Annotated in this window: 22 protein-coding genes; 1 reads left to right on the top strand and 21 read right to left on the bottom strand. The window is 61.7% G+C overall.

Features of this window, described 5'->3' with window-relative positions; translation table 11 throughout:
- Positions 1-3 precede the first annotated feature (3 nt).
- The 11 genes from KY465_RS17315 to KY465_RS17265 all read right to left on the bottom strand — a co-directional run bounded on the left by KY465_RS17315 (position 4) and on the right by KY465_RS17265 (position 12,268).
- Positions 4-1,074 carry a LacI family DNA-binding transcriptional regulator gene (locus KY465_RS17315; protein WP_219203373.1) on the bottom strand — a complete coding sequence of 357 codons (1,071 nt, stop codon included), beginning with the start codon at positions 1,072-1,074 and terminating at the stop codon, positions 4-6.
- A gap of 65 nt (positions 1,075-1,139) precedes the next feature.
- Positions 1,140-2,486: a TRAP transporter large permease gene (locus KY465_RS17310; protein ID WP_219203372.1), complete on the bottom strand. Its 1,347-nt coding sequence runs from the start codon at positions 2,484-2,486 to the stop codon at positions 1,140-1,142.
- Positions 2,487-2,529: 43 nt separating this feature from the next.
- Positions 2,530-3,102: a TRAP transporter small permease subunit gene (locus tag KY465_RS17305; RefSeq protein ID WP_219203371.1), complete on the bottom strand. Its 573-nt coding sequence runs from the start codon at positions 3,100-3,102 to the stop codon at positions 2,530-2,532.
- A complete protein-coding gene (locus tag KY465_RS17300) occupies positions 3,099-4,196 on the bottom strand; it encodes a C4-dicarboxylate TRAP transporter substrate-binding protein (protein WP_219203370.1) in 1,098 nt (365 codons plus the stop codon). Before KY465_RS17300 ends, KY465_RS17305 begins: the two co-directional genes overlap by 4 nt.
- Positions 4,197-4,227: 31 nt before the next feature.
- A complete protein-coding gene (locus KY465_RS17295) occupies positions 4,228-4,716 on the bottom strand; it encodes an OsmC-related (seleno)protein (protein WP_219203369.1) in 489 nt (162 codons plus the stop codon).
- Positions 4,717-4,886: 170 nt separating this feature from the next.
- Complete coding sequence (locus KY465_RS17290) at positions 4,887-6,047, bottom strand: Gfo/Idh/MocA family protein (RefSeq protein ID WP_219203368.1); 1,161 nt, start codon at positions 6,045-6,047, stop codon at positions 4,887-4,889.
- Complete coding sequence (locus tag KY465_RS17285) at positions 6,047-7,048, bottom strand: Gfo/Idh/MocA family oxidoreductase (protein WP_219203367.1); 1,002 nt, start codon at positions 7,046-7,048, stop codon at positions 6,047-6,049. Before KY465_RS17285 ends, KY465_RS17290 begins: the two co-directional genes overlap by 1 nt.
- Before the next feature lie 19 nt (positions 7,049-7,067).
- Positions 7,068-8,669: a GMC family oxidoreductase gene (locus KY465_RS17280; RefSeq protein WP_219203366.1), complete on the bottom strand. Its 1,602-nt coding sequence runs from the start codon at positions 8,667-8,669 to the stop codon at positions 7,068-7,070.
- Positions 8,670-8,763: 94 nt separating this feature from the next.
- Positions 8,764-10,341 carry a sugar ABC transporter ATP-binding protein gene (locus tag KY465_RS17275; protein WP_219203365.1) on the bottom strand — a complete coding sequence of 526 codons (1,578 nt, stop codon included), beginning with the start codon at positions 10,339-10,341 and terminating at the stop codon, positions 8,764-8,766.
- Positions 10,338-11,315 (bottom strand): ABC transporter permease, encoded by a 978-nt coding sequence (locus tag KY465_RS17270; protein WP_219203364.1) that lies wholly within the window; start codon positions 11,313-11,315, stop codon positions 10,338-10,340. Before KY465_RS17270 ends, KY465_RS17275 begins: the two co-directional genes overlap by 4 nt.
- On the bottom strand, positions 11,312-12,268 hold the full coding sequence (locus KY465_RS17265; RefSeq protein WP_219203363.1) for an ABC transporter permease: 957 nt from the start codon (positions 12,266-12,268) through the stop codon (positions 11,312-11,314). The genes KY465_RS17270 and KY465_RS17265 overlap by 4 nt, the downstream gene beginning before the upstream one ends.
- A gap of 269 nt (positions 12,269-12,537) precedes the next feature.
- On the opposite strand from KY465_RS17265, the gene KY465_RS17260 reads away from it, so the two are divergent.
- Positions 12,538-13,536, top strand: a complete 999-nt coding sequence (locus KY465_RS17260; protein WP_219203362.1) for a sugar ABC transporter substrate-binding protein — start codon at positions 12,538-12,540, stop codon at positions 13,534-13,536.
- A gap of 80 nt (positions 13,537-13,616) precedes the next feature.
- On the opposite strand, the gene KY465_RS17255 is transcribed toward KY465_RS17260, so the two are convergent.
- From KY465_RS17255 to KY465_RS17210, 10 genes are all read right to left on the bottom strand, one after another.
- Positions 13,617-15,320, bottom strand: coding sequence for an ABC transporter substrate-binding protein (locus KY465_RS17255; protein ID WP_219203361.1), 1,704 nt, complete (start codon positions 15,318-15,320; stop codon positions 13,617-13,619).
- A gap of 88 nt (positions 15,321-15,408) precedes the next feature.
- Positions 15,409-16,173, bottom strand: a complete 765-nt coding sequence (locus KY465_RS17250; protein ID WP_219203360.1) for an SDR family oxidoreductase — start codon at positions 16,171-16,173, stop codon at positions 15,409-15,411.
- A gap of 42 nt (positions 16,174-16,215) precedes the next feature.
- Complete coding sequence (locus KY465_RS17245; protein WP_219203359.1) at positions 16,216-17,127, bottom strand: 2-oxo acid dehydrogenase subunit E2; 912 nt, start codon at positions 17,125-17,127, stop codon at positions 16,216-16,218.
- 1 nt (position 17,128) lies between these two features.
- Entirely contained in the window at positions 17,129-18,559 is a 1,431-nt protein-coding gene (locus KY465_RS17240; protein ID WP_219203358.1) for an NAD-dependent succinate-semialdehyde dehydrogenase, read from the bottom strand.
- A 13-nt stretch (positions 18,560-18,572) separates the two neighbouring features.
- Entirely contained in the window at positions 18,573-19,952 is a 1,380-nt protein-coding gene (locus tag KY465_RS17235) for a biotin/lipoyl-containing protein (protein ID WP_219203357.1), read from the bottom strand.
- Positions 19,942-20,937 (bottom strand): alpha-ketoacid dehydrogenase subunit beta, encoded by a 996-nt coding sequence (locus tag KY465_RS17230; protein ID WP_219203356.1) that lies wholly within the window; start codon positions 20,935-20,937, stop codon positions 19,942-19,944. Before KY465_RS17230 ends, KY465_RS17235 begins: the two co-directional genes overlap by 11 nt.
- A gap of 10 nt (positions 20,938-20,947) precedes the next feature.
- Positions 20,948-21,943, bottom strand: coding sequence for a thiamine pyrophosphate-dependent dehydrogenase E1 component subunit alpha (locus KY465_RS17225; protein ID WP_219203355.1), 996 nt, complete (start codon positions 21,941-21,943; stop codon positions 20,948-20,950).
- Positions 21,944-22,016: 73 nt separating this feature from the next.
- Positions 22,017-23,315 carry a M24 family metallopeptidase gene (locus KY465_RS17220; RefSeq protein ID WP_219203354.1) on the bottom strand — a complete coding sequence of 433 codons (1,299 nt, stop codon included), beginning with the start codon at positions 23,313-23,315 and terminating at the stop codon, positions 22,017-22,019.
- A 66-nt stretch (positions 23,316-23,381) separates the two neighbouring features.
- The gene (locus KY465_RS17215) at positions 23,382-24,188 is read right to left on the bottom strand and encodes an SDR family NAD(P)-dependent oxidoreductase (RefSeq protein WP_219203353.1); all 807 of its coding nucleotides are present in this window, start codon (positions 24,186-24,188) and stop codon (positions 23,382-23,384) included.
- A 15-nt stretch (positions 24,189-24,203) separates the two neighbouring features.
- Entirely contained in the window at positions 24,204-25,952 is a 1,749-nt protein-coding gene (locus KY465_RS17210; protein WP_255561799.1) for an ABC transporter substrate-binding protein, read from the bottom strand.
- Between the last annotated feature and the right edge of the window lie 291 nt (positions 25,953-26,243).

Below are 26,243 nucleotides of genomic sequence, written 5' to 3'. Positions count from 1 at the left end.
GAGTCAGCCGGTGCGCGCCGGTGCCAGTGAAGCGCGGGGGATCTGGGTCGAGGCGATGCGGCGGATCCGCTGCGCCGCCTTTGCGGATGGGGGGTCGGATTTGCCCAAGAGCAGGTCCAGCATCACGGCTCCGGCAGTTCGGCCAATCCGGTCAAGATCCATTTTCACGGTGGTTAGTGGCGGATCGATCATGCCGACCAGCGGGATATTATTGTAGCCGGTGATCGAGATATCCTCCGGCACCCGCAGGCCGACATCCCGGCACGCCCGCAGCGCCCCCAGCGCGACGAGATCATTGACACAGATCAGAACGGAGGGAGGAGACTCCGCTTCCGCAAGCAACCGGCGCGTTGCCTGTTCGCCGCCTTCCACCGTCATCCTTGTGACAAAAGTCAACCGGTCATTGCGCATGGCGAACCCGGCCTCTGCAAGCGCGTCGCGGTAACCATGCAGTCGCTCGCGCGCCGTGGAAAGCGTCTGCGGCGCCCCGATATGTGCAAGATCACGATGCCCGAGCGCAATGGCGTGCTGCACCAGATCACGCATGCCGCCATAGCAGTCATTGATGACCGCCGGCGTGAAGTCATCCTCCGAAAAGCGAAGCACGGAGACGACGGGGATGGCGTAGTCGCGGCACCGCCGCACCACCGGGTCGTCAAGCCGCGTCGTGGCCAGAAACAGGCCATCGACCATTTGCGCCGCCATGCGATCGACCAGTTCGAGTTCCGACTTGAGATCGTAGCCGGTGTTGCCGACGAGCACGACGAATTCCTGTGGCGCCAGTTGCGCTTCGATGCCACTGAGGATCGGCGGGTACACCGGATCATTCATGTCATGAATGATCAGTCCGATGGAGCGGGTCGAATTGGTCCGCAACCCCGAGGCCAGGGAATTGGGCCGGTAGCCCATCTTCTGCGCCATGCTTCGGATCTTTTCGGCCACTTCGCCGGAGACGCGACCATCAGCGCCCGGCCGCAGCACACGCGACACGGTCGAAGCGTGGACCCCCGCCGCAGCGGCCACATCGGAGAGCCGCACCCGGGGACGGCCTCTGGGGGCTTTTTTCTCGTTCACGGTGCCGCCCTCGCCTCACGCAGAGCCGGCGTCCGGCTCACCTCAAGTCACGCAAGCATGCCGGACTACAGCCACTGATTGATATAGACCAGATGCGGCCAGGCTGTCAGGAGTGCCAGCACCAGGACCATCATGATCGCGAATGGTAGCGCGCCGAGGAACACATCGCCAAGCGTGATCGACGGGTCGTCGAGGCAGCCTTTGATGACGAAACAGGCAATCCCCATGGGCGGACTGAGCAGGCCGACTTCGACGGCGATGACCGTCAGAATGCCGAACCAGATCGGATCGGCCCCAAATCCCTGCATGACTGGAAGAAACAACGGGACCATGATCAGGATGATCGAGACGGAATCGATGATGGTGCCGAGAACCAAGACGATCAGCACGTAGATTGCCACGACAAGCAGAAATTCACCGGTGGTTGTGCGCACCATCTCGCCGATTTCCGCCGGCACGCCGGCCAGCGCCAGCGATCGGCTGTACATGGTCGCGGCGATGATCAGAAAGCAGATCGAAGCCGTGATGTGTCCCGTCTCGCGCACGACCTTCCAGAAGGCTTTCAGGTTCATCCGCCGGCGGGCAATGGCCAGCAGCAGGGCGGCGGCTGATCCGACCGCTCCCGCTTCGGTCGGCGTGAAGATGCCGCCGTAGATGCCGCCCAGAACGATAAGGACCAGGCCGAGCAGCGGCAGCGCCTTGAGAATGATCGTTCGTCCGTTGCGTGGTGGTTCGGCGGTCCCGCCGGCGGCCGCTGCCGCAGCCGCTGCGTAGCGGCCGGTGCGGTCATAGACGAAACCGGGCATGAGATAGGCCATGCCGATGATCCCCGCGCAGTAAACGCCGGAAAGCAGAATGCCCGGACCGATGCCCGCAAAGAACATCATGCCGATCGATTCCTCGACAAGGATGGCATAGATGATCAGGAGAATGCTGGGCGGTATAAGCATGCCGAGCACCGAACTGCCGGCAACGGTGCCGACTGCAAAACGCGGATTGTAGCCAAGGCGCAGCATTTCCGGGACCGCGACGCGGGTGAAGACGGCCGCCGAGGCGATCGACACGCCGGTCACGGCGGCGAACACGGCATTGGAACCGACCGTCGCAAGTCCCAGACCGCCGCGAATCCGGCGCAGGAAATAGTCGCCGACATCGTAGGCATCGCGCCCCACATCGGAAGCGCTCATGATCAGGCCCATCAGCACGAACAGCGGGATGACCGCGAAAGTCTGATCGGCAATGCCGTCGGCGGCCGCCAGCGTCAGCAGCTTGACCGCCAGGGTCAGGCTGTTTTTCTGCAGCGCCACGGATACGAAGGAGACCAGGCTCAGGGCAATACCCACATGCAGCCCCGAATAGATCAGCAGAACGATCGAGCCGACCGAGAGAAATCCGATTTCGATGCCGCTCATACGGCGCCTCCGGGCGTTGCGGAAAATCGCCTTGCCAGAACGGTCACGCGACTGACCTCGCTTTTCGCCATTGCGCCAGATTACCGAACGCCAACACCAGAAACTGGATCGCGCCGGCGCTGGCGCCGATCAGCAGAATGGTTTCGAACGGCCAGGTCGGCGCTGTGAACACCCCGACATTGCCTTTGAAGTAGCCGCGGCTCCAGGCATCGATCAGCCGCGGCAACTGGCCATAGGCAATGATCGTCAGAATTGCAGCGCCGCAGAGATTGAAGACAAACCGCAGGCCGGCATTGGCGCGCAATGCCCCTTTGCGGGCGAGAAAATCGAGAAAGCTGTCGGATCGCGTCAGACGCCGGCTTCGGATGGCATAGGCCAGTTGTAGATAGACCACCGCGACGATTCCCAGTTCGGTCAGTTCCAGCGTTCCCGGCATCGGCGCGTTAAACAGCCAGCGACCGAACACATCCATATTCACCAGGATAACCATGCCGAGCACCATGGCGGCGCCGAGGATATCCATGCTGCCGACGACGGTCTTGAAGCCGCGCGACAGCCAGTTTGCTTCCGAAGGGGCCGGGGCCCCTCCGGAAGCTTTGTTTTGCTCTGGTGTCATTGGTCCCACTGGCGCGCGATCGGCTGATCGGCATCGCGCATCGCCTGCATGTACTCGGCGAGGATTTCCTTCGCCGGCACGCCCTGCGCTTCGAGAGACTCAGCCCATTCCTGGGCGAGATTGGGCAGCGATTCGGCAAGCTCGGTGCGCTCGGCCGGATCAATCTCGACAACGGTGCCGCCGTTTTCCAGAACCGTCTCGCGCGCCTTGGCGCCAAGCCGTGCCGCGAACTCGCCGATATCAACACCGTAATCCTTGGCCGCGGCGATCATCGCCTCCTTGACCTCATCCGGATAGCTCTCCCAGGATTGCTTGTTTGCGTTGATGACATAGGAGTTCACGCCACCAAGCTTGGCATCGAAATAATTGCCGCAAACCTCGTAGAATTTCAATGAGACCACGGACTCGCCCCACACCAGCATCGCATCGACGACGCCGGTTTCAACGAGCTGGTAGAAATTGCCCAGCGAGCCAGTGACACCGGTGGCGCCAGCCGGTTCGATCCAGCGCAGATTGGGTCCGGCGCCGGCAATCTTCAACCCTTCGATATCGGCAACCGATTCGACCGGCTTGCTCGAGCAGATAATGTAATTGTCCGGAATGCCGCTCGCCGAGAGCGTCACCTGATTGAGCCCCTCCCAGGTCTCGCGGAAGGCCGGATATTTCTCGACCAGCTCATCCACCACCTTGTGGATCAGGACCAGATCCGTGGTGGTGAATGGCGTCACATAGCCAATCTGGTAGACAGGCAGCTTGTCGGCGTGAAACCCGGTCGGAATGACGCCCATGTCGGCCAGGCCCGTCTCGATGGCTTCGAGTTCTCCGGCCGGCTTGGCGAGCGTGCCGGAAAAGGCTTCCTGCCAGTTGATCTTGTAGTTACCCGTCTTTGCCAGCCGCTCGTCCACGCCCGGCATGAAGCTCTCCTTGAGCATCTTGACCGCGGCCACAGCCGGTGAAAAGCCCGAAACGATCGAGACGTCGATCTCTTCGGCGGCATGCGCCGGCAATGCGAGGCCGCAGCCGCTGGCGAATAGTCCGGCTACAAGCAGGCGTCGTGCCTGCCGAAAGGTGTTGCGGTCTGGGGATTGAGTCATTGGTTTCCTCCTCTGAAAATAAACGTCCCGATCAGGACGCCAATGTCTGCCACGCGGCTTCATTGACGCGCATCCGGTGAACGATCGGATTGGCCTGCGCGAGTGTCTGCTCGACAAAGCAGCCGCGCCGCGCCGCCTCGATCAAGTCATCAACCCGGTCGCTCGAGCTGGTCACGTCAATGTCGACCTCAAAGCCAACCGGCCGCCCGCGATAGGGTGCAACGGCGTCCGGAAGAGCTTCCCAACGGGCCCGGCAGTGCACTTCCACATCGTCGATTTCGATCTTCATGCGCCGCGAGAACACGCGGATCTGGGTCATCAGACACCCGACCCAGCCTGTGAGAAAGAACTCGAGCGGCGTCGGCGACGTGTCCTCGCCCCCCTGGAATTTGCCTTCATCGGTGGCCAGCATCCGTTCCACTTGGAAAGGCTCTGTCGCCTTGCATGTCACCTCGTTGCGAAGCTTGCCGACGCAGACCCCCTGGGCGGAAAAATGAACATTGAAGATCGCTTCTGACACGAATGACTTTCCTTTTCGGTTGCGCAATCGTTTGCGCACATCGAAATGCAACAGGTGGATCTGCGAAATCGCGAAAATATCCAAATCGAAAATGAAAATATTCAAACCGGATAAAACTTCGCTGGACTCGCCCGCATTCCGTTCGCGCGCGAACTATCGTCCGGCGCATTTTACGCCAGCGTCACGGTGCAATCTTCACGCGCGGAGGTTTGCATTGCTTCGATGACCCTTTGCACATCAACGCCCTCGCGGAAATCCGGCCCGCAAGCGGCACCCCCGGCAACCGCGCCGAGCAACTCCGCGACCTCAATGATCTTCAGATCGTTAAAGCCGAGATGATGGCCGGGGGCCGGACAGAACTGACCATAGGGTGCATGCTCCGGTCCGGCTTCGATCTTCAAGAACCGTCCGGCAGCACCATTCGGCAGCGCCCGGGCGATGTGCAGTTCGTTCATCCTTTCCTGCGTGAACACGATGGCGCCGCGTGTTCCGGTCACTTCGAAGGACAGATCCATTGTCCGTCCATAGGCGGCCCAGTTTGCCTCGATGCTTCCGCGAGCGCCATTGGCAAAACGGACCAGGGCATGCGTCACATCGTCGACCTCGACCGGTGTCCGTGTTTGGCTACCGGCGCAGACCGGCCGCGTCGGATGGATCGTCGTGCAGCTCGCGCGTACGGTCTCGATTGGACCGAGGAGATACCTCGACATCGAAACGATATGGCTGCCGATATCGGCTGCCGCCCCACCGCCGTTGCGATCGGTGCGGAACGAATGCGCGATGTCGGGATCGCACATGTAGTTTTCCGCGTGACGGCCGCGAAAGCTGACGATTTCGCCCAGCTCGCCAGAGCGGATGATGTCGCGTGCCAGCTTGACCATCGGATTGCGCAGAAAGTTGAACCCGACCATCGTCACGGTTCCGGCCGCTTCCGCGGCGGCAGCCATTCGCTCGGCGCTTGCCACTGTCGTCGAAAGCGGTTTTTCGCAGTAAACCGTCTTTCCCGCTTCGATGGCGGCCATGACGATCGGCTCATGCAGCGCATTCGGCGCCGTCACCGCGACGATGTCGACATCAGGATCGCTGCACAGCTGCCGCCAGTTGTCCGTGCCACGCGCGAAGCCGAGAGCGGCGGCATTCAGTCTTGCCGCCTCCGGCGTCGCATCGGCAAGCACTCGCGCGACCGGCGTCAGCGGCAAATCGAAAAGGCCCGAAACGGACCGAAACGCATGCGCGTGACAGCGCCCCATGAAGCCGGCGCCGACCAGACCGATGCCGACCGGCGTCTTCGCCTCCGGCTCGGCCTGTGTTTCCCTGGGGTCGGACGCCATCAGACATACTCCGGTTCGACGGCCCGATGCTCGCGCCGCGAGCGCTCGCACGCAAGCGCGATCGCCAGTGCCGTCCGGCCGTCTGCCGCGGTGCAGGACGGCGCGCGCTCCTCTGTCAGGGCGCGGTGAAATTCGTCCAGTGCGTGATAGAAGGAGGCATCGTAGCGCTCCAGGAAGAAATGCTTGAGAGGCATCGAGGCGTTGGTACGCGTGTCGTCCCAGCGCACCAGATTGTCATCGCGATGGTTGCGCGTTTGCAGCATGCCATCACGTCCGAAGGCTTCCAGCCGCTGATCGAACCCATAAGCGCAGGCACGGCTGTTGTTGACATGGGCCAGGCACCCCGAGGGCATCTTCATCACGGTCATCGTCGCATCGACGTCGCCCTCCGCGGCAATTGCCGGGTCAAACAGGCACGAGCCGGATGCAAACACCTCCGCAGGTCGTTCGCCGGCTATCCAGCACAGCAGATCGATGTCGTGGATGGTGGCATCGATGAAGTAACCGCCCGAGCGCCGAACATACGCGATCGGTGGCGGCGCCGGCTCGCGGCTCCAGCTCATCAGAAAGGTCAGGGCGCCGATCTCGCCATCCCGCACGGCGGTTTGCAGGCGCCTTATATCCGGGTCGAAGCGCCTGTTGAACCCGAGCATGAACGGCACCGGATGGGCTGCCAGCGCATCCAGGCACTTGTCGACCCGCTCGAGAGTCATGTCGAGCGGCTTCTCGCAATAGACCGGCTTGCCGGCCTTGGCGCAGGCCTGCACATATTCCAGATGTGTGTCCGTCGGTGTCGCGATGATCACAGCGTCGATCCGATCGTCGCCGAGCACCCGGGCAAGGTCATCGTCGGCTGTCCCGCCGTGGCGGGCAACGGCCTTCTCGGCTGATGCCAGCCTCGGATTGTAGATGGTCACCAGATGAAAGCCGGGATGCGCATTGATCTTCGGGCCGTAGACATCGGCCATGCGGCCGCTTCCCAGCAAGGCCAGTCCTAGCATCGCAAACTTCCTTTCCCGTTCACTGCCTGGCATCGGCAAGAATGTGGGCGGCGCCCTTCTCTCCGATCATGATCGTGGCCGCGTTGGTGTTGCCGGTGACGATACGCGGCATGATCGAGGCATCGACAACGCGCAGACCCTTGAGACCATGCACTTTCAATTGCGGATCAACCACCGCATCTGCACCCGTCCCCATCTTGCAGGTGCCGACGGGGTGCAGCAGCGACAGACCATTGGCGCGGCAATAGGCCAGCAGGGCGTCGTCGGTCTCGACGTCGCGCCCGGGGGCGATTTCATAGTCGATGCAGTCGGCCATCGGCTGTGTCTGCCCGATCTTGCGCGCGAACTTCAGGCCGGCCAGCGCCGCCTGCTGGTCGGCCTCGTCGGCGAAGAAATTGAACTGGATTTTTGGCTGGATTGCCGCATCGTCCGAGGTCACCTGGACATGACCCCGCGATTGCGGCCGCATATGCTCCGCCAGGATCGTGAAACCTGAAAATGGCAATGGCTTGAGCTCTTCGGAGGTGCACCAGGCCATGAACGTGACCATCATGTCAGGCCGGTCGATGTCCGGGCCGCTGCGAATGAACGTGTTGGAATAGTTGCCATTATCGGCAAATGGTCCGGTGCGAAACAGCAGATAGCGCAGCAGCTGCGCCCCGCCCTTGATCGGATTGTTGTACAGATCATTGACGGTCGATTTGACGGTCGAGCGGTACTCGGCGCCGATTCCGAAATGGTCCTGGAGGTTTTCACCGACTCCGGGAAGGTCGTGCACGACGTCGATCCCCGCCGCGCGCAGCACCGCACCCGGCCCAATGCCGGAGACCTGCAAGATCTGCGGGGAATTGAAGGCGCCGCCGCACAGGATGATCTCGCCATCCGCCTTCGCTTCATGCTCTGCGGTTCCCTCGGTCCACCGCACACCGACAGCCCGCCCCTCGGCGATGCGGATCCGCTGAACGAGGGCATTGACCCGGATATTGATGTTTTTCAGCGCCGCCCCGCGCAGATACCCCGATGCGGTGCTCCAGCGCCACCCCTTGCGGGTCGTGGTCTGCACATAGCCGGTGCCTTCCTGCCGAGCGCCGTTGAAATCGCTGTTGGGCGGAACGCCAAGCCGTTCCGAGGCGGCGTGAAAGGCTTCGCCCAGCCGATGGCGGGTCCGCAGATCGGAAACGGCCACCGGTCCGCCGACCCCGTGATAAGCATTCGGTCCACGTTCCTGGTCTTCGCAGGACTTGAAGAACGGCAGCACGTCGTCCCATCCCCAGCCGGTGCAGCCCTGTTCCCGCCATCCATCGAAATCTTCGGGCTGGCCGCGCATGTAGATCATGCCGTTGATGGCGCCGGTCCCACCCAGCACCTTGCCGCGCGGCTGGAACAGCCGGCGGTTGTTCAGATGCGGCTCTTCGCAGCTTTCATAGCACCAGTTGACCTTCGGATTGGCATAGAGACGCGAATAGCCAAGCGGGATGTGGATCCACGGATTGCGATCCGCGCCGCCCGCCTCGAGCAGCAGCACCTTGTGGCCGGCTTCACCCAGTCGTCCCGCCACGGCGCAGCCCGCCGAACCGGCGCCGATGACGATGTAGTCGTAGCTCTTCACATCTTTCGTCACCGTGTGTTCCCGCTGCCCCGTTGTCATTGATCCAATGGTGCCACGGGACGGGCCCTGGAAAAATCTGTGCGGTGTCCGTTTTGGACATCGGCAATCAGCCTTGCCCGCCCATAACCGCCCGCGCGTCAACCGGCGGGCGCTCCGCCGATCCCTCCTCCGGCGCCTCCACGTTCCGGCGTTCCGAAACGGCAGCGATCAGATTTTCCTCGGTCTGGTCAGCGCCGGTAAATTCGGCGACAATCTTGCCTTCTGACATCACCGCGACGCGGTGACTGACGCCAAGGATCTCCGGCATCTCCGAGGAGATCACGATGACCGCGAGGCCCTGCTCGGCGAGGCCGGCGATGAATTTGTGAATGGCGGATTTCGATCCGATATCGATGCCGCGGGTCGGCTCATCGAGAATGATCAGCTTGGGATGGCCGCAAAGCCACTTGGCAAGAACGAATTTCTGCTGGTTGCCGCCCGACAGGGTGGCCACCAGCTGGTCGGGGCCCGATGTGCGGATGTCGAGCAGATCGACATACTCTCGGTAGGTCTGCATCTCGCGCGAATGAACCATCACCCCGGCCTGCGCATAAGCGCTCAGATGGGGCAGGGTGGTGTTCTCCCGGCCATTCATGCCGAGCACCAATCCCTGTTCCTTGCGGCTTTCCGGAACCAGGCTGATCCCCATTTCGATGGCTTGGCGCGGCTTCGGAAATGGCGTTTCCTCGCCATGCCAATAGAGGGTTCCGCTACGGATCTGGCGCATGCCGAACAGGGATTCCGCAACTTCGGACCGCCCGGCGCCGATCAGACCGTAAAGGCCGAGCACTTCACCCGCATGCACCGAAAGCGAGACATCCGAGAAATCGCTGCTGCACATTTTCTCGACCCGCAGCACCTCGGCCCCGGGGGCACTCTTGGCGCGATGAAAATAAGCATCGAGATCGCGCCCGATCATCATCCGTGTGATCTTGTCGATATCCGTCTCGGCAGTCGTCTCCGTGCCTTGGTACTTGCCGTCGCGCAGAACGGTTATCCGGTCGGTGATGGCAAAAATCTCGTCCATCTTGTGCGAGATGTACAGAATGCTCCGGCCGCGTTCCTTCAGCTCCAGAATCGTTTTGAACAATTGCGCCTTTTCCGTATCGGCCAGCGAAGCCGTGGGTTCGTCGAATATCACCACATTGGCGTTGAACGCCTGGGCGCGGGCGATTTCCACCATCTGCTGACGGGCGATCGACAGTTCTCCCACCCGTGTCATCGGGTTGATATCGCTGCCCAGCGCCTGCAGCGCCGCCCGTGCATCCTCGTGCAGTTTCTTTTTCCTCAAGACGCCGACCCGGTTGGTCGGCCAGGCACCCAGATAGATGTTTTCGGCAACAGACAGCTCCGGCGACAGCGACAGTTCCTGGTGAACGAGCAGAATGCCCTTCAGGCGTGCATCGAGCGGTGAGGTGAAGGATTGCTCCTGGCCGTTGTAGACGAGCTTGCCGCCGTCGGGAGCGTGCAGCCCGGCCAGCACTTTCATCAGGGTTGATTTGCCGGCGCCGTTCTCGCCGACAATCGCATGCACCTCGCCTTTGCCGACATTGAACGACACCTCGTCGAGGGCGCGCACACCGGGAAACGTTTTGCAGATGCCGCGAATTTCAAGAACCGGCGCGTCCTGAGGCCTTGCAGTCATTTCGCCATCCTCAGCGAGATGAACCGGTCGAGCAGCAGGGCGAGGATCAGAAACGCGCCCATCACCATCAGTTCCACGTAGTTGGGCGTGTTGAGAAGCCGCAATCCGTTGCGCAGCACCGCCAGCGTCAGCACGCCGCCGATGGTCATCCACATATTGCCGAAACCGCCTTGCAAACGGGTGCCACCGAGAACCACCGCGATGATCGTCCAGAGCTCCCAGATCTTGCCGGCATTCGGCTCGGCCGTTCCTAGACGCATCGACAGAAGAATCCCGGCGACGGCCGCCAACGCCCCGCAGATCGTGAAATTGATGATCTTGTGGCGCTTGATGTTGATGCCCGCATCGAATGCCGCATTTATATTGTCCCCGACGGAATAGGCCTCCCGGCCATGCCGGGTCCATGCCAGGATCCACTGAAAGAAGAGGGCAAGCCCGAGAAAGATCAGCGCGGTTAGCGACAGCGGACCCCAGCTGATGTCGGCATATTCAGTGTAGGAGAAGTCCTCGACCATCAAGGCGTTCTCGCCGGTATAGACAAACACCAGACCGCGAATGCCGATCAGTGCCCCGAGCGTGACAACAAAGGAATGCATGCCCGACAGCACAATGATGCTGCCATTGAGGAACCCGAGGCCGGCCCCGGCCAGCAAGCCGCAAAACACCGCTGGCCAGACCCCGATCACGCCCTGAAGGCCAATCGCCAGCGCATTCGCCAGAGCCAGCGTGGCGCCGACGGAAAGGTCGATTTCGCCATTGATCATCACCATCGTCATGCCGATCGCCAAAATGCCGATGAATGCGGCTTGGGTCAGCACGTTGCCGAGATTGTTCAGCGTCAGGAAGAACGGCGAAGCGAACGAGAACAGCGCGATCGCAATCGCCAGGAAAATCCAGATATGATTGCGCAGCAGCCAGTTTGTCACGCGCGGCAGGTGGGCGGAGGAGCGCGAAGCGCCCAGCATTGCAGTCATGCGAAAAGTCTCCCGCGTTTCGCCCCGAGATCGATCCAGACCGCGGCGATGATGACAAACCAGGTGACCAGCCACTGCACATAATAGGGATAGCCCAGAAGCAGCAGACCGTTTTGGATGAAACCGAGCATGATGATCCCGAGCACGGTCCGCCAGATGCTGCCCGAGCCGCCGATCAGCGACGTGCCGCCAAGCACGACACCGGCAAGGACGGTGAGCTCGTAGCCCTGTCCGATCGTGTTCTGAGCGCCCATCACGCGACTGCCCATGATGATCGCCGCGCCGGCGGTCGCCAGACCCGACAACACGTAGGCGAGAAAGATCGTCCATCGCGAGTTGATGCCGGAAAAGCGGGTCGCCACCTCGTTGCCGCCGACAGCGTAGACCGTGCGGCCGAAGATCGTCTTGCGCAGGAGAAAGCTGGCCGCCGCGGCACTGGCGAGAAAAATCAGAACCGGTACGGGAATGTTATACACCGTCCCGCGTCCGAAAAGCGCGAACCAGCTTTGCGCATCGGCGATGTTGACGTTGGCGCCGCCGGAATAGAGGAGTGTCAGGCCCTGCAGGAAGGACAGCATGGCCAGCGTGACGATCAGCGCGTTCAGCCCGATAAAACCGATCAGCAGCCCGTTGACCGCCCCAAGCACCATGCCGCCCACCAGGACGAACAGCAGGGCCAGACCCGGTCCAACGGCATTGTGCTGATCGACGACGACAACCGTCAGCAGGGTCAGCATGGAGCCGACTGACAGATCGAATCGGCCGGTAATCACCACAAAGGTCACGCCGAGGGCAATCATTCCGGTGATCGACGTTTGCCGTATCACATCGAGAAAGTTGCCAACCGTCAGAAATGTCGGCGAGTTCGCCGAGACCAGAACGATGAAGATCAGAAATGCGACGATAAGGCCGTGACGGCGAACAAGAGCTATGACAGCCGACGATCGGTCCATGAAAATCTCCTCTCCCCCATTCCCTTACGAAATGCGCCCTGCACTTTACAGATTGAAATAGTCCATTCTGGATCGTGGTGCAGCTTGAGCGTTTGTGCCAGCGCCGGTGACGTGTCAGATGGGCTTCGCCGGATAAATCAGATTTGGACAACACCACGGTTGAGCCTGTCGCCGCGAGCCGGTCACATGGCAGATGTGAAAGAGCTTGAAGCAGATGTTCCGGTCGCCAACGAGCTTGCGCTGGGAACCCGCTAAGGAGGAGGAAACTGATGAAACTGAAATCGAAAGCGCTGCGTGTGGCGGTGGCCGCAATACTTGCCAGCACCGTCGCGTCGGCAGCCATGGCGCAGGATGCACCTGATTGGTTGGGCGGCGAACTGAAAAAGCCGTTGTCCGAAACGCGTATCGGCATCACGGTGTTGTATCCCGGCTCGAATGCCTACCAAGCCAAATATGCCGAGACAGCCGAAAGCTACACCAAGGAACTGGGCTTGAACGCAACCGTCATGGATCCGCAAGGCGATCCCGCGACACAGTTCAATCAGATCCAGGATATGGCGTCGCAGAACATGGATGCCATTGTTGTCTGGCCGACCTCGCAGAACGCGCTCATCCCGGCCATTCGGGCCGCATCGCGCAGTGGAATCCCGATCATCACCTCCAACTCGCCGATTGGCGAGGCCGGGCGGCGCTATATCGAGGGCCACACCGGACCCGATGACTGTGCGCAGGCCGAACAATCGGCTGAAATGCTGGCGGACGCGCTGGGTGGTGAAGGCAATATCGTCGTGGTCGAGGGCACACCCGGCTACACGGTCTCGATACTTCGCAAGAACTGCTTTCTTGACAAGGTGGCCGACGACTATCCCGGCATCAACATTCTCGCCAGCCAGACTGCGGAGTGGAATCGCGAAAAAGCCCAGACGGTGATGGAAACCTTCCTGACCCAGTTCGGCGACGAGATCGATGGTGTCTACGCCTTTGACGATGGCATGGGCCTTGGTGTGATCAGTGCCCTGAAAGGCGCCGGCAAGGAGCCGGGCGAGGTCAAGGTGGTGACCTGCAACCAGTTTGGTGAAGGCTGGGATGCGATGAAGGAAGGCTGGCATTCAGGATCGAACAAGCAATCGCCGATCGATGATGCCATCCTGGCGATTCAGACCGCGGTCAAGGCTGCCAACGGCATCGATATCCCCGATCTGCAGGGCATCGAGACACCGAAGGTGACCCCGGAGAATGTCGAGGAGTTTGAGCGTCCAAGCTGGTAAGCGGCTTCTCCCGAATGAAATTGAAAACCGCGGCATGCCCATGCCGCGGTTTTTTTGCGCCGCAATCGGGTCGGGGCAATTCAGTAGCGGCCGTTGGCGCGCATCATCTCGTCAATTTGCTTCTGGCTGCTGGACAGGGCATCCGCCACGCGCGTCTCGCCGCGCAGCATCCGGTGGATTTCCACCCCCAGAATGGCGAGGATGCCATTGATTTCGGGGATCGGCGGGCGTGGCCAGATCTGAGTTTCGCCGCGTCGTTCCATTCCGTCGAGAAACTGGATCATCGGGGAAAAGGACCGCACCTCCGGATCGGCGCTCGTCGAATAGCGCGGACTGGTCAGATTGCCGTTCTGCACATACCACTTCATCATCTCCGGCCGCGCCAGATATTCCATCACCTTCCAGCTGTTCGGCACCCGGTCCTTTTCGAGATTGGCCGGAATGGCAAGCCCGAAGCCGCCGATCGGCGAGACCCGATGCCCCGGCGAACCGCCGGGGTGAGCGACGAATGACACCTTGCCATAGGCTTTCGACTTGGTGTCGAGTTCGAAGGCCGCGGCGCGAATGGACCAGCCATAGGTCATTGCGGCATGGCCATCGGAAAATAGACCGATGCGCCGATCCCAGGTGCACTTCAGGCTCTCCGGATGGGCATAGTCGAGAAGTGCACGCAGATATTCGGCGGCCTGCCGTCCAGCCTCGCTGTCGACCATCGGGCGAAATTCCGCGCCCGAAATCGACGACGCGTCGTAGTCGCTGCCGACCCGGCGCAGATTGATCACCGGCACACCGAAATCGGCCATGGTCTGAATGAAGCTGTGCGCCACAGGCAGGCCCGGACCGTAATTCATCACGATCCCGCTCATGTCCATACGGCTCTTGTGCAGGGTCTTGGCAGCCAGCAGCACGTCTTCGGTTGTCGCCGGCGCATCGAGCCCGGCCTGCGCAAACATGTCGCTGCGGTAAAAGAGCAGCTCGGTCGTCGGCTGGATCGGTATGCCGTATTGATGCCGCCCGTAGCGCGATCCCTTCCATGCCGCCGTATGAAAATCGGACGCATTGTAGCGTGCCGTTTCGATGATCTTGTCGAGCGGCAGCACCACCTGTTTTTCAGAAAGCTCTCCGATCCATGGCAGGTCGAACGAGACGACATCGAAACGTGAAATGCGGGCGCGGCTGTTGTCGAGCAGTGCCTCGTGTAGTTCATCGAGTGGCAACAGCGTGAATTCGAAATTGCAGCCGCACAATTCGTTCAGCGTGCGGCTGTTGTCCTTCAGCGTGCGAAACGTCGGATCCAGCGGCCCGAGCACACGCAGCGTCTTGTCGTAGCCGACCCCGGTCCGCATCGCGTTCGGGAACGACAGGATCTTCGCGGTCATGTAGGAGCCGCCAAAGAAGAAATCGCCGATGGCACCATCCTCCTGGCTGAAACCGAAGGTCTTGCCCACATGCGCCTTGAGTTGCAGGGCGAAGGCCTCGAACTCGCGGATCAGTTCCCGCGAGGGGTGCAGGGAGAACGAGCGCCCGGACTTCGAGCGCGAGCGCTTGTGCAGGCGCTCTTCCTCGAGCAATTCGTTGATCCGCCGCATCGCCGTACCATATGGTACGCCCGAAGCAGCGGCCGCCGAAGTCACCGTCAGCAGCTTGCCTTCCAGGTGCCGGCGCATCGCATAGGCGATAATATTCCAGCGCGCGTCGGTCTGCGCCAGATTGGTGCGTTCTTCAGACAGCAGCCTGGACGTGGTTGCAAAGTCCAGGATGCGAAGTAACTCATCTCGCGTCACCGGCGCCTCCCAAGATGGCTGAGGATTTCAGATCCTGGCAATCAGGAAAGCAGCAACTTATCAGATTTGGACAAAGCCTGAAGCTGAGCTACCGGCTGAGCCAGCCGCCATCGACGGGCAGGATCGTGCCATGGATGAAGCGGGCCAGATCACTGCATAAAAATGCGACGGGCTCGGCGATTTCCGTGGGCCGCCCCCAGCGTCCGGCCGGCACCCGCTCGAGAAGGGCACGTTCCCGCTCCGAATCCGCCTGTAGTGCGGCCGTGTTGTCGGTGGCGACATAGCCGGGCGCGACACCGTTGACGTTTACCCCTTGCGATGCCCATTCATTGGCGAAAGCCTTGACCAATTGCGCCACGGCCCCCTTGCTGGCTGCGTAGCCTGGCACGTTGATTCCGCCCTGGTAACTCAACACCGAGGCGACGAAGACGACCTTGCCGCTGCCGCGTTTCAGCATCTCACGGCCAAGCGCCTGGGTCAGCAGGAACGGCGCATCGCAATTGACTGCCATCACCGCATCCCAGTCCTCGATCGCATGCTCTGCCGCCGGCGCCCGCCGGATGATGCCCGCATTGTTGATCAGGATGTCGATCTGCCGGTCAGCCAGCCGTTTGATCAGCGCGGCAAGCTGCGATCTCTCGCCGAGATCGCAATCGATGGCGGTGAAACGGCGGCCGCGTGCAGCGATCGCCTCGGCGAGGTCGCCCGGCGCGCTTTTGAGGTTTGTGCCGATCCCGACAATGTCGGCGCCGCATTGAGCCAGGGTCTCGGCGATCGATCGGCCGATACCCCGGCTGGCGCCGGTGACCAGAGCGGTCCGACCGCGCAAATCAATTTGCAGTCCCTGCACCATCGAGGCTCCCGTTTATCGCTGCCGCAGCTTGCCGTGCGCTTCTCAGATCAGCATCAGCCGCGGATCAGCCAGAAGGGCGGCGAACCGGGCGAGGAAGCGCGCCGCATCGGCGCCATTGATCACCCGGTGATCATAGGACAGATCGAGCGGCACCATCGGCACCGGAACCCAGCTGTCGTTCTCCCACACCGGAACCACGTCGCTGCGCGTGATGCCAAGGATTGCCAGTTCCGGCGGATTGACGATCGGCGTGAATGCGGTGCCGCCGATGCCGCCGAGATTGGAAATGGACATCGACGCGCCGCCCATCTCGTCCGGCCGGATTTTGCGCTCCTGAGCACGGCGTGCCAGATCGGCGATATCGCTGGCGATCTGCCACAGGCCCTTTCGGTCGATATCGCGGATGACCGGAACCATCAGGCCGTGCGGCGTGTCGACCGCAATGCCGATGTGGCAATAGGATTTGAGGATCAACGTCGATCCGTCGCTGCTCAGCGATGCATTGAAGCGCGGGAATTCCTTGAGGCACACGCCCAGCGCCTTCACATGGAAGGCCAGCGCCGTAAGCCGAATCCCCCGTGTCGCAGCCTCGCCTTTCAAACTGCTCCGGAAGGCTTCGACGGCGCGCATGTCGGCGCGGTCATGGTGGGTGACCTGTGGGATCATCCGATTGGCTGCCGAAAGATTGTCCGACGCGACCTTGGCAAATTTCGAGAGTGGCTCCTCGGTTACCGGCCCGAAAGCCGCATGATCGACCTCCCAGTAGCGGCTGTCATGCGCGATCGCGGACGCGGTTTGGGTTGAGCCCCCGCCGGTCCCGCCGGCATGCCGCTCGACATCCTCGCGGGCAATATGCGTGCGGTCGGCGCTGCGCGCCACATCGGCCAGATCGACGCCCATGCGGCCGGCCAGCGCCACAACGGAAGGGCTTGCAACGAATTCGGACTGGCTCATCTCACCATTCCGCCGAGATATACTGAGTTTCCATGAATTCGAGCATGCCCTCGTGTCCGCCCTCGCGTCCGAGACCCGATTGCTTGACCCCGCCAAATGGCGCCGCCGGATCGGACACGAGGCCGCGATTGAGACCGACCATGCCATATTCGAGCCGCTCGCACACCTGCAGGGCACGCTTCATGTTCTCGGAGAACACATAAGCCACGAGTCCGTATTCGGTGGCATTCGCGCGGCGGATGACGTCGTCCTGATCGGTGAAGCTCTGCAGCGCCGCAACCGGACCGAAGATCTCCTCGTCGACACAATCGGCGCTTTCCGGAACATTGGAAAGGACGGTCGGCGGATAGAAAAATCCTGTCCCCTCCGGCACCATGCCGCCCAACTCGATCGTCGCGCCCTTGGCAACCGCGTCCTCGACCAGGGCAGCCACCTTGTCGCGCGTGCTCGCATTGACCAGCGGCCCGACGTCGACGCCGTCCTCCAGCCCGTTGCCCACCTTCAGAGCTGCCATCGCCGCAGTGAATTTCTCGGTGAAGGGAGCAAGCACGTCCTTGTGGATGTAGAAGCGATTTGCAGCGGTGCACGCTTCGCCGAGATTGCGCATCTTGGCAAGCATCGCACCGGCCACCGCCTTGTCGATATCGGCATCCTCGAACACGATCAGCGGCGCATTCCCACCGAGCTCCATGGCCGGCTTGAGAACCTGGTCGGCAGCCGAATGCAACAGCTTGCGCCCCACCTCGGTCGATCCGGTGAACGATACGACGCGCACGCGCGGATCGTGCAGCATGTGATCGACCAGCTTGCCGGAACTGCGCGACGGCAACACATTGACAAGACCCTTCGGAACACCGGCCTCTTCCAGAAGCGGCATCAGGGCCAGCATGGTCAGCGGTGTTTCCGAAGCCGGCTTGATGATCACCGGGCAGCCGGCGGCCAGCGCCGGCGCGATCTTGCGGGTGCCCATGGCGGCAGGATAATTCCACGGCGTCACCAGGACGGCGATACCGGCCGGCTTGTGCTGGACGACGATACGTGCGCCCGAAGCCGGCGCATGCGTGATCAGACCATCGGCACGCACGGCTTCCTCGGCGAACCAGCGAAAGAACTCGGCGGCATAGGTCGCCTCACCGATGGCATCGGCGCGCGCCTTGCCGTTTTCCAAAGTGATCAACCGCGCAAATTCATCAAGCCGCGCCGTCATCAGTTCCCACGCCTTGCGCAGGATTTCCGAGCGCTCGCGCGGTTTCTTTGCGGCCCACGAACCGAATGCCGCCTGGGCCGCATCGAGCGCCGCATCGGCGTCGGCGATATCGGCCGATGCGACCGAGGCGATGACTTCTTCGGTGGCCGGATTGAGAACATCGAACCGCTCGCCGGTTGCGGCCTCGCACCATTGCCCGTCAATATAAAGATTGGTGTGTTGCATCTTCGTGCTCCGGTCAGAGTAGGTGGCGCAGCGGTTCACCGAGCCGTTCGGCAAAGCTGCTGACAAGTTCGACAGCCTGGTCTTCATCCAGTGCACCGGCTGAATAGTCGAGTGACAGCACGAAGTCGCTGCCATCCCGGCCCAGCGTCAGCGTCGGAACAGATCCGGTCATGCCAGACATCGCGGTGATCTTCGAACCGGTCATGTCGCGCACAACGAGCGCCGGCGGTTCTTCGCCCTCATCTGCCGCGCTTTGCGACAGACGGCGGCAATCGGCATCGCTGAAGCGCACGGGATTTTGACCAGCCCTGCGCACGGTGACGATGATCGGTTGGCGTGCTTCGCTTCGCGCCTGCCGCAACGCCGCCGCGGCGAAGCTCGCGAAGAGACGATCAGCCGCCACCTCCGATCCGGCTTCGCTTTTCGCCCAGTCAAGAAAATCCGTGCAACCCTGTGCCGAAACGCGGGCGCTGATATGCGAGGAAACCGGGCCCGATACCGCTGTGCCCTCGGCAACACCTGGCGCGCGCGGGCCGAGATTTTCGAGAACGGTCAGATCCGCGACATGATAGGGGGGCGCGACGCCGGTTTGCGCCAGCCGGGCCAGGTCCAGGCCTCTTTCGGCGGCCAGCCGCCGCGCCTTCGGTGACGCCAGGATCCGCCCCGTCGAGGGGGTCGCCATCCGGGCTTCAGGCTCGGGCGATGGGGCTTTCTTGCGCGCCACAGGATCTGCAGATGCATCCGCTGTAGCCGGTTTGGCCTGTTGCGAGGCGGCAGGTGCAGCTGCCGAGGTGCGCTTGACCGGCGCCTCCGGCGCCGTTTCCGAGATGATCGCGATGACCGCGCCGACTGGCACCGCCTGCTGCGCCTCGGCGAGCACGGCGGCCAGGAAACCATCATGCCCGGCCGCGACTTCGACGACCGACTTGTCGGTCTCCACCTCAAACAGGATGGCGTCGGCCGCCACCGGTTCGCCCGGCTCCTTGCGCCAGGCGACAATTAGCCCGGTGTCTTGTGCCATGCCGAGCGCCGGCATGATGATCTCCGCGCCACTTGGAAGATCGTCGTTCTCCGTGGGCGAGGTAGCGCTTGCAGCCGGCCCGTCCTGTGGCGCTGGCCCGGATTCTGTCGGCGAAGCCGCCTCGGCCTCCTCGGCACTGTCGGTAATGATGGCTACCACCTGGCCGACCGGAACCTGCTCGCCGGCTGCCGCCTGAACCTTGGCAAGGAACCCGTCGGCCTGCGCTTCGACTTCCATGGTGGCCTTGTCGGTTTCGACCTCCATCAGGGCATCGCCAATCTTCACGGCATCACCGGGCTGCTTCAGCCAGGAGACGAGCAGGCCGCTGTCCTGCGCCATGCCAAGCGCCGGCATGATGACCTCATGCGGCATGAATCAACTCCCCGCCGACCAGCTTGCGCGCCATCGCCGCAACACTTTCCGGCGTGGGTACGGTCAGATCCTCCAGCGCCGGGCTGAACGGCACCGGCACGTCCATGGCGCCCATGCGCACCACCGGCGCGTCGAGATGATAGAAGGCTTTCTCGTTAAGACGCGAGGCGATCTCGGACGTCACGCCGTAGCTCTGGTGACCTTCGTCGATGACGATCGCCCGCGAGGTTTTCTTGACCGAAGCGATCAGCGTCGCTTCATCGAGTGGCACGATCGTACGCGGGTCGATGACTTCCGCCGAAATGTTCTCTGAGGCAAGAATTTCCGCCGCCTTCTCAGCCACCTGCACCATCGACGAGGTGCCGATCAACGTGATGTCGGTGCCTTCCCGCTTGATGTTGGCCTTTCCGAACGGGATCAGATATTCCTCCTCCGGAACGGGCGCCTTTTCCTGGTACATCAGCTTGTCTTCGAAGATGACCACGGGATTGTTGTCGCGGATCGCGGTTTTCATCAGCCCCTTGGCCTCGTAGGCGGAAGAGGGGAGCGCCACTTTCAGTCCCGGAATATGGGCGACCAGGGCGTGCAGCGACTGGGAATGCTGCGCCGCCGATCGACGCGTGGCGCCGAGATTGGTGCGCAGAACCAAGGGCACCGTCAGCTTGCCGCCCGACATATAGTGGGTCTTGGCGGCCTGATTGCACAGTTGATCCATTACCAGAAACAGGAAATCGCCGAACATCAAATCGACCACCGGACGGGTGCCGGTCATCGCCGCGCCGACTGCAATTCCCATGAAACCAGGCTCGGCGATCGGCGTATCGACCACGCGCGACGTGCCGAATTCCTCGACGAGCCCGGACAGAACCTTGAACGGCGTGCCGGCTTCGGCGACATCCTCGCCGATGATGAACACCGTCGCATCGCGCCGCATCTCTTCGGCGAGCGCTTCGTTGACGGCCTGGGACAGGGTGATCTCGCGCATTGTTTTCTCCTCAGGCCGCGTGGACATGCATGTCGACCTCGGACGCATCCGGGTATTTCGCTTCCAGCGCATAGGCGACGGCTGCGTCGGCATCGGCTTTGATCTCCGCCTGCATGGCCTCGAGCTCGTCTTCCGTCGCAATGCCCTCCTTGGTCAGGTGACGCGCGAAGGAAACGATCGGATCCTTGTTGTCGCGCCAGTCCTTTTCCTCGTCCTTCGACCGGTAATATTCCCGGTTGATATCGCCGACATGGTGGCCGTGATAGCGGTAGGTCTCAAGCTCCATGAAGAACGGGCCCTCGCCCTTGCGGCAGCGTTCAACCAGCTGTGCGGTCAGGGAATTGACCGCGAGAACGTCCTGGCCGTCCACCTTGTGCGCTTCGATACCGAACGCCTCGGCGCGCGCCGTGATCGAGCCGGCGGCGATTTCGTCGGTGCGCGTATACTCGGAATAGCCGTTGTTCTCGCAGGCGTAGATCACTGGCAGCTGCCACAGCGCCGCCATGTTCATCACTTCGTACATCAGCCCCTGGGCTGTCGCACCGTCGCCGAAAAAGCACACGGTCACATCGTCATTGCCGAGCAGCTTGGCGGTGAATGCCGCGCCTGTGGCTATTCCCATCGAGCCGCCGACGATGGCGTTGGCGCCAAGATTGCCATTCGACTGGTCGGCAATGTGCATCGAGCCGCCCTTGCCGCGGCAATAGCCTTCTTCCTTGCCAAGCAGCTCGCAGAACATCTCCTTGAAATTCGCGCCCTTGGCGACACAGTGACCATGCCCACGATGCGTCGAGGTGATCTTGTCGGTCACTTTCAGCGCCTCGCAGATGCCGACGGCGACGGCTTCCTCGCCGGAATACATATGCGTCAGACCCGGCATCTTGGCCGACAGATAGAGCTGGTTCGCATGATCCTCGAAGGTGCGGATGCGCACCATCTGCCGGTACATGCGCAGATAATCCTCGGCATTGTGGCTGGCGGGTTTCTTCGACTTGCGGGTACTCATGTGTCGTCTTTCCAAGGGCTCGTGGTCCGGCCCGGCCGCATCGAGTTATGCGGTCCGGGCCGGCCAGGGAGGATCAATACCGATTGGCGATTGGCAGCTCTTCGGCCGGGAACAGCGAGATCACCTCGCAGCCGGTCTCGGTCACCACAACCTCTTCCTCGATGCGTGCGGCCGAGAAGCCGTCCGCCGCCGGACAGTAGGTTTCCAGGGCGAACACCATGCCCGTCTGGATCTCCATCGGATGATCGAGCGATATCGCCCGGCTGATGATCGGCCTTTCATGCAGGGCCAGCCCGAGACCGTGACCGAATTGCAGGCCGAAAGCGGCCTCTTCGCTCGGGAATCCGAACTCCTCGGCCTTCGGCCAGACCTCGGCAACCTTGTCGGTCGACACGCCCGGCTTGATCATCGCGATGGACGCGTCGATCCATTCGCGTGCCTTCACATAGGCATCGTTCTGAGCCGGCGTGGACCGGCCGATATTGAAGGTCCGGTAGTAGCAGGTGCGATAGCCCTGATAGGACTGCAGAATATCGAAGAACGCCTGATCGCCGGGCCGGAAATAGCGATCGGTGAAGTTGTGCGGATGCGGGTTGCAGCGCTCACCCGAGATGGCATTGATGGCCTCGACATCGTCCGACCCCATCTCGTAGAGCATCTTGTTCGACAGCGCGACGATGTCGTTCTCGCGGATGCCCGGTTTCAGCTCCTCGTAGATCATGTGATAGACACCGTCGACCATCGAGGCCGCCTGGGTCAGAAGCTGGATTTCATCCCAGTTCTTGATCTCGCGCGCTGCCAGCATGATCTGCTGGCCGTCAATGACATTGAGGCCTTCTTCCTGCAGGGCGTGGAACATCGCCGTCTCGGCGTAGTCGACGCCCACCGGCATGTCGGCCATCCCGGCATCCTTGATCAGACCGGCAATCTCGCGTGCATATTTGCGCATCAGACCGAATTCCGGCGGAATGGTGCCGCGCATGCCGACCACGCCCGCCCGGCAATGGTCGGGTTCAAGCCAGTCGGCGAACTTCTTGTGGTGCACGGCCGCCGATCCGAAATCCCAGACATAAGGGGAATCATCGCCGGTTAGCAGGCAGAAGCGGCACATCTTGTCCCGCTCCCATTCGCCGATCTTGGTTGCCGAGACGTAGCGGATGTTGTTGACATCAAACAGCAGCAGCGTCCCCGCCGGCGAATTCTTCAGCGCCTGCCGGGCGCGGCTCAGCCGATAGCGGCGCAGCCGGTCGTGATCGATACGGCGCTCGAAGTCGACGGAGGTGTGGCCATGGGCCGGCAGGCGTTTCTCCCACCGCCACTGCGGGTCAAGATCCTGGGGTGTCAGGACATTCGGGGTAAGGGCGCGCGACATGAATATCTCCTCTAGGCATGCATCTGCACGCCGGTTGGGGTAGCAATGACAGGAGGCTGACTATCCCTATTGGATGCACCAGCCGCCATCGATGTGGATCATCTGACCGGTCATGTAGTCACTGTCCCTGCTGGCCAGGAACGATGCGGTGCCGACAATGTCGTTCGGATAGGACACCCGCTTGATCTGAAGGGCATCGCGCACGATGTCCTCATAGGCCTGGCCGGCTTTCTCCTTGAAGCCGATGTCGACCAGATCCTTGTCGAGCTGTTCCCACAATGGTGTCACGACGACCCCCGGCGCATAGCCATTGACGGTGATATTGTGCTCGGCGAGTGCCACCGCGCCGCAATGCGTCAGCGCCAGGCATCCGTATTTCGAGGTGCAGTAGACCGTGACATCGACCAGCGGCTTGCGCGAGGCGATGGAGCCGACATTGATGATCTTGTACGGCTCGTCGCCCGGACCCTGGGCGATCATCTGTTTCGCCGTCTCCTGCATGCCGAGCCACATCGCCTTGGTGTTGACGTTCATGATCATGTCCCAGTTGTCCTCATCGATATCCATGAAGAACCGGGGTTTGTTCAGACCGGCGTTGAACAGGCCGACATTGATCGAGCCGAAGGCTTCGACGGTGGCAGCGACCGCGGCGGCATTGTCCTCGCGTTTGGTGACGTCCATCTTCACCGCGATCGCCTTGCCATTGCCGGCATCATTGATGCGGTCGGCAACCTTCTGAGCTTCGTCAAGGTCGAGATCACCGAGACAGACATCGGCTCCCTGCTGGGCGAAAGCCTCCGCATTGGCGGCCCCCATGCCCCGTGCTGCGCCCGTGATCAGAATATGTTTGCCCTTCAGCCGGTTGGCGTCCATCGTGCTGCTCCATGTTCAGGTTTGTATGCGTTCACGCATGATGCGGTCGGTTCGCTCCTGCGCATTCCGCAGGGCGGTTTTCGGTGCGATGATGCCGCGAAGCATGTCGTGCAGCTCCTCACCGCAGATCTGAAAGATTTCGCCGATCTGTGGAATCGGAGGGCGCGGCCAGAACTGCAGCTCGTCACGCCATGACATCTGGTCGACCGCTTCGAAGATTGCCGAACTGCGACGCACCTCCGGATCCGATCCCACCGAGTAACGCGGATTCGTTCGGCTGCCGTTCTGCACGTAAAGCTTTTGGGCGCCCGGCGAGGTAAAGACGATCAAGGCCTCTGCCGCTGCCGCGATCCGCTCCGGTGCGATATTGTGCGGAATACCCATGACGTAGCCGCCAACGGGCGCCACCGAGGGGGCGGTTGATCCGGCCGGATGCGGCAGAAAGCCGGTCTGCCCATGCGCCGGCGATGTCGAATCAAGCTCGAAATACGGCGCCAGCAGGGTGTATCCATAGGCCATTGCGACCTCGCCCGTGGCATAGGGCCGTACCCGTTCATACCACGACATCGAAAGAATGTAGGGCGGGGAGTACTGCAGCAGTTCCATCAGATATTCGGCCGCTGCCAGGCCCGCGTCGCAATCGATCACCGGACGCTGGATCCCGGCGGCAAGACGGTCGGTCGTATATCCGTTGGCCGCTGACGACAGGGGCACGATCGAATGGCCGAAATCGGCGAGCGTCATCAGGAAAGTGTGGCCGAGCGCCGTTCCCCGCGCCGCATTCCAGGCGATTCCGTAAAAGCCTTTGGCAGGATCGTGGAACGATCGCGCCGCGTCGATGACATCGGAGGTGGTCCTCGGCGGCTCGATGCCGGCGTCGGAAAACAGATCCTTGCGGTAAAACAGCAGCTCCGGCGTGGTTTGCGCCGGAACGCCATAGGGCCGGCCGCGCCAATGCGTGGCATTCCAGCCCGCCGTGTGAAAATCTGTCGGATCGAGCCTGGCGATGTCGAGCGCCTGGTCGAGTGGCATCAGCACCTGTTTCTCGGCAAATTCGCCGATCCACGGTAGATCAACTGCAATGATGTCGTAGCGGCTGGATTTGCGCTCCGCGTTTTTCAAAGCCTCCTGGTGAAGCCGATCGATCGAGAAGGCGCGCTGATGAATGTCGGTTCCGACCACCAGTTCAAACTGCCGCTTGAGGTTGTCCATCACCATGAAAGTCGGATCGCCATGCACCAGGACGCGCAGGCCGCCGGCAATGCGCAGCGGTTCGGGCAGGACCTGCAGCGGCGGTATGGAGCGCGCCGCCATATAGGAGCCGCCATAGTAATATTCCCGGCTATCGCTACCGCTGTTCGGCTGCCCGAAACGGGTATGCGCCAGTCGCTTCAAACGCCCGGTCAGCTGCATCCAGGAATCGAGGAGCTTCTCGCTCGGATGCATTGAGAAGGTCTTGCCGCTGCGCGTCCGCGGGCGTTGGTCGATCAACCCGTTTTCGGTCATTTCCCGGATGCGCCGGGTTGCCGTTGCATAGGGAACGCCCGACGCGCCGATCAGAGAGGTCGGCGTCACGGTCTTGGCTTCCAGATGATTGCGGATGAGATGCAGGGACATGCGGACATAGGGATTGGGCGCGAAGATCGCCAAGGCATCGGAAAGCTCGTCCTCGAAATCCTCGAGAAAGGCGAGAATGTTCAGCAGTTCGTTCTTTTCGAACTGTGAGACGGGCAGGGTTCGCGCTTCTGTTCCTCCCTTGTTCATCGAAAGCATAGCTCCCGTCCTCCAGTCGCCGTTGCCCGGCTGGCGGGTGCTGTGTTCGGATGGCGACCGGCCCTTCCTCATGGCGGTTCCTCGCAAGATGTTCAGTTTGAGGGTTTCAGCATAGGGACAAGAAATCCGATTTGGATAGAAAAATATTCATTATGGATATAAATCGGATGTTTGCGTCGCCGGGTTCTTGGCAGGGTGGCCGCCTGTTTCCATGACTGCGGATCGCCTCCGCTTCCAGCTGTGATGCTCACTGAGCAGCGGAAAATGAGAAACGACATTCGA

Source organism: Neohoeflea coraliihabitans (genome assembly GCF_019334345.1).
GTDB classification, from domain to species: domain Bacteria; phylum Pseudomonadota; class Alphaproteobacteria; order Rhizobiales; family Rhizobiaceae; genus Pseudohoeflea; species Pseudohoeflea coraliihabitans.
This window is presented reverse-complemented; position numbering and strand designations above follow the sequence as displayed.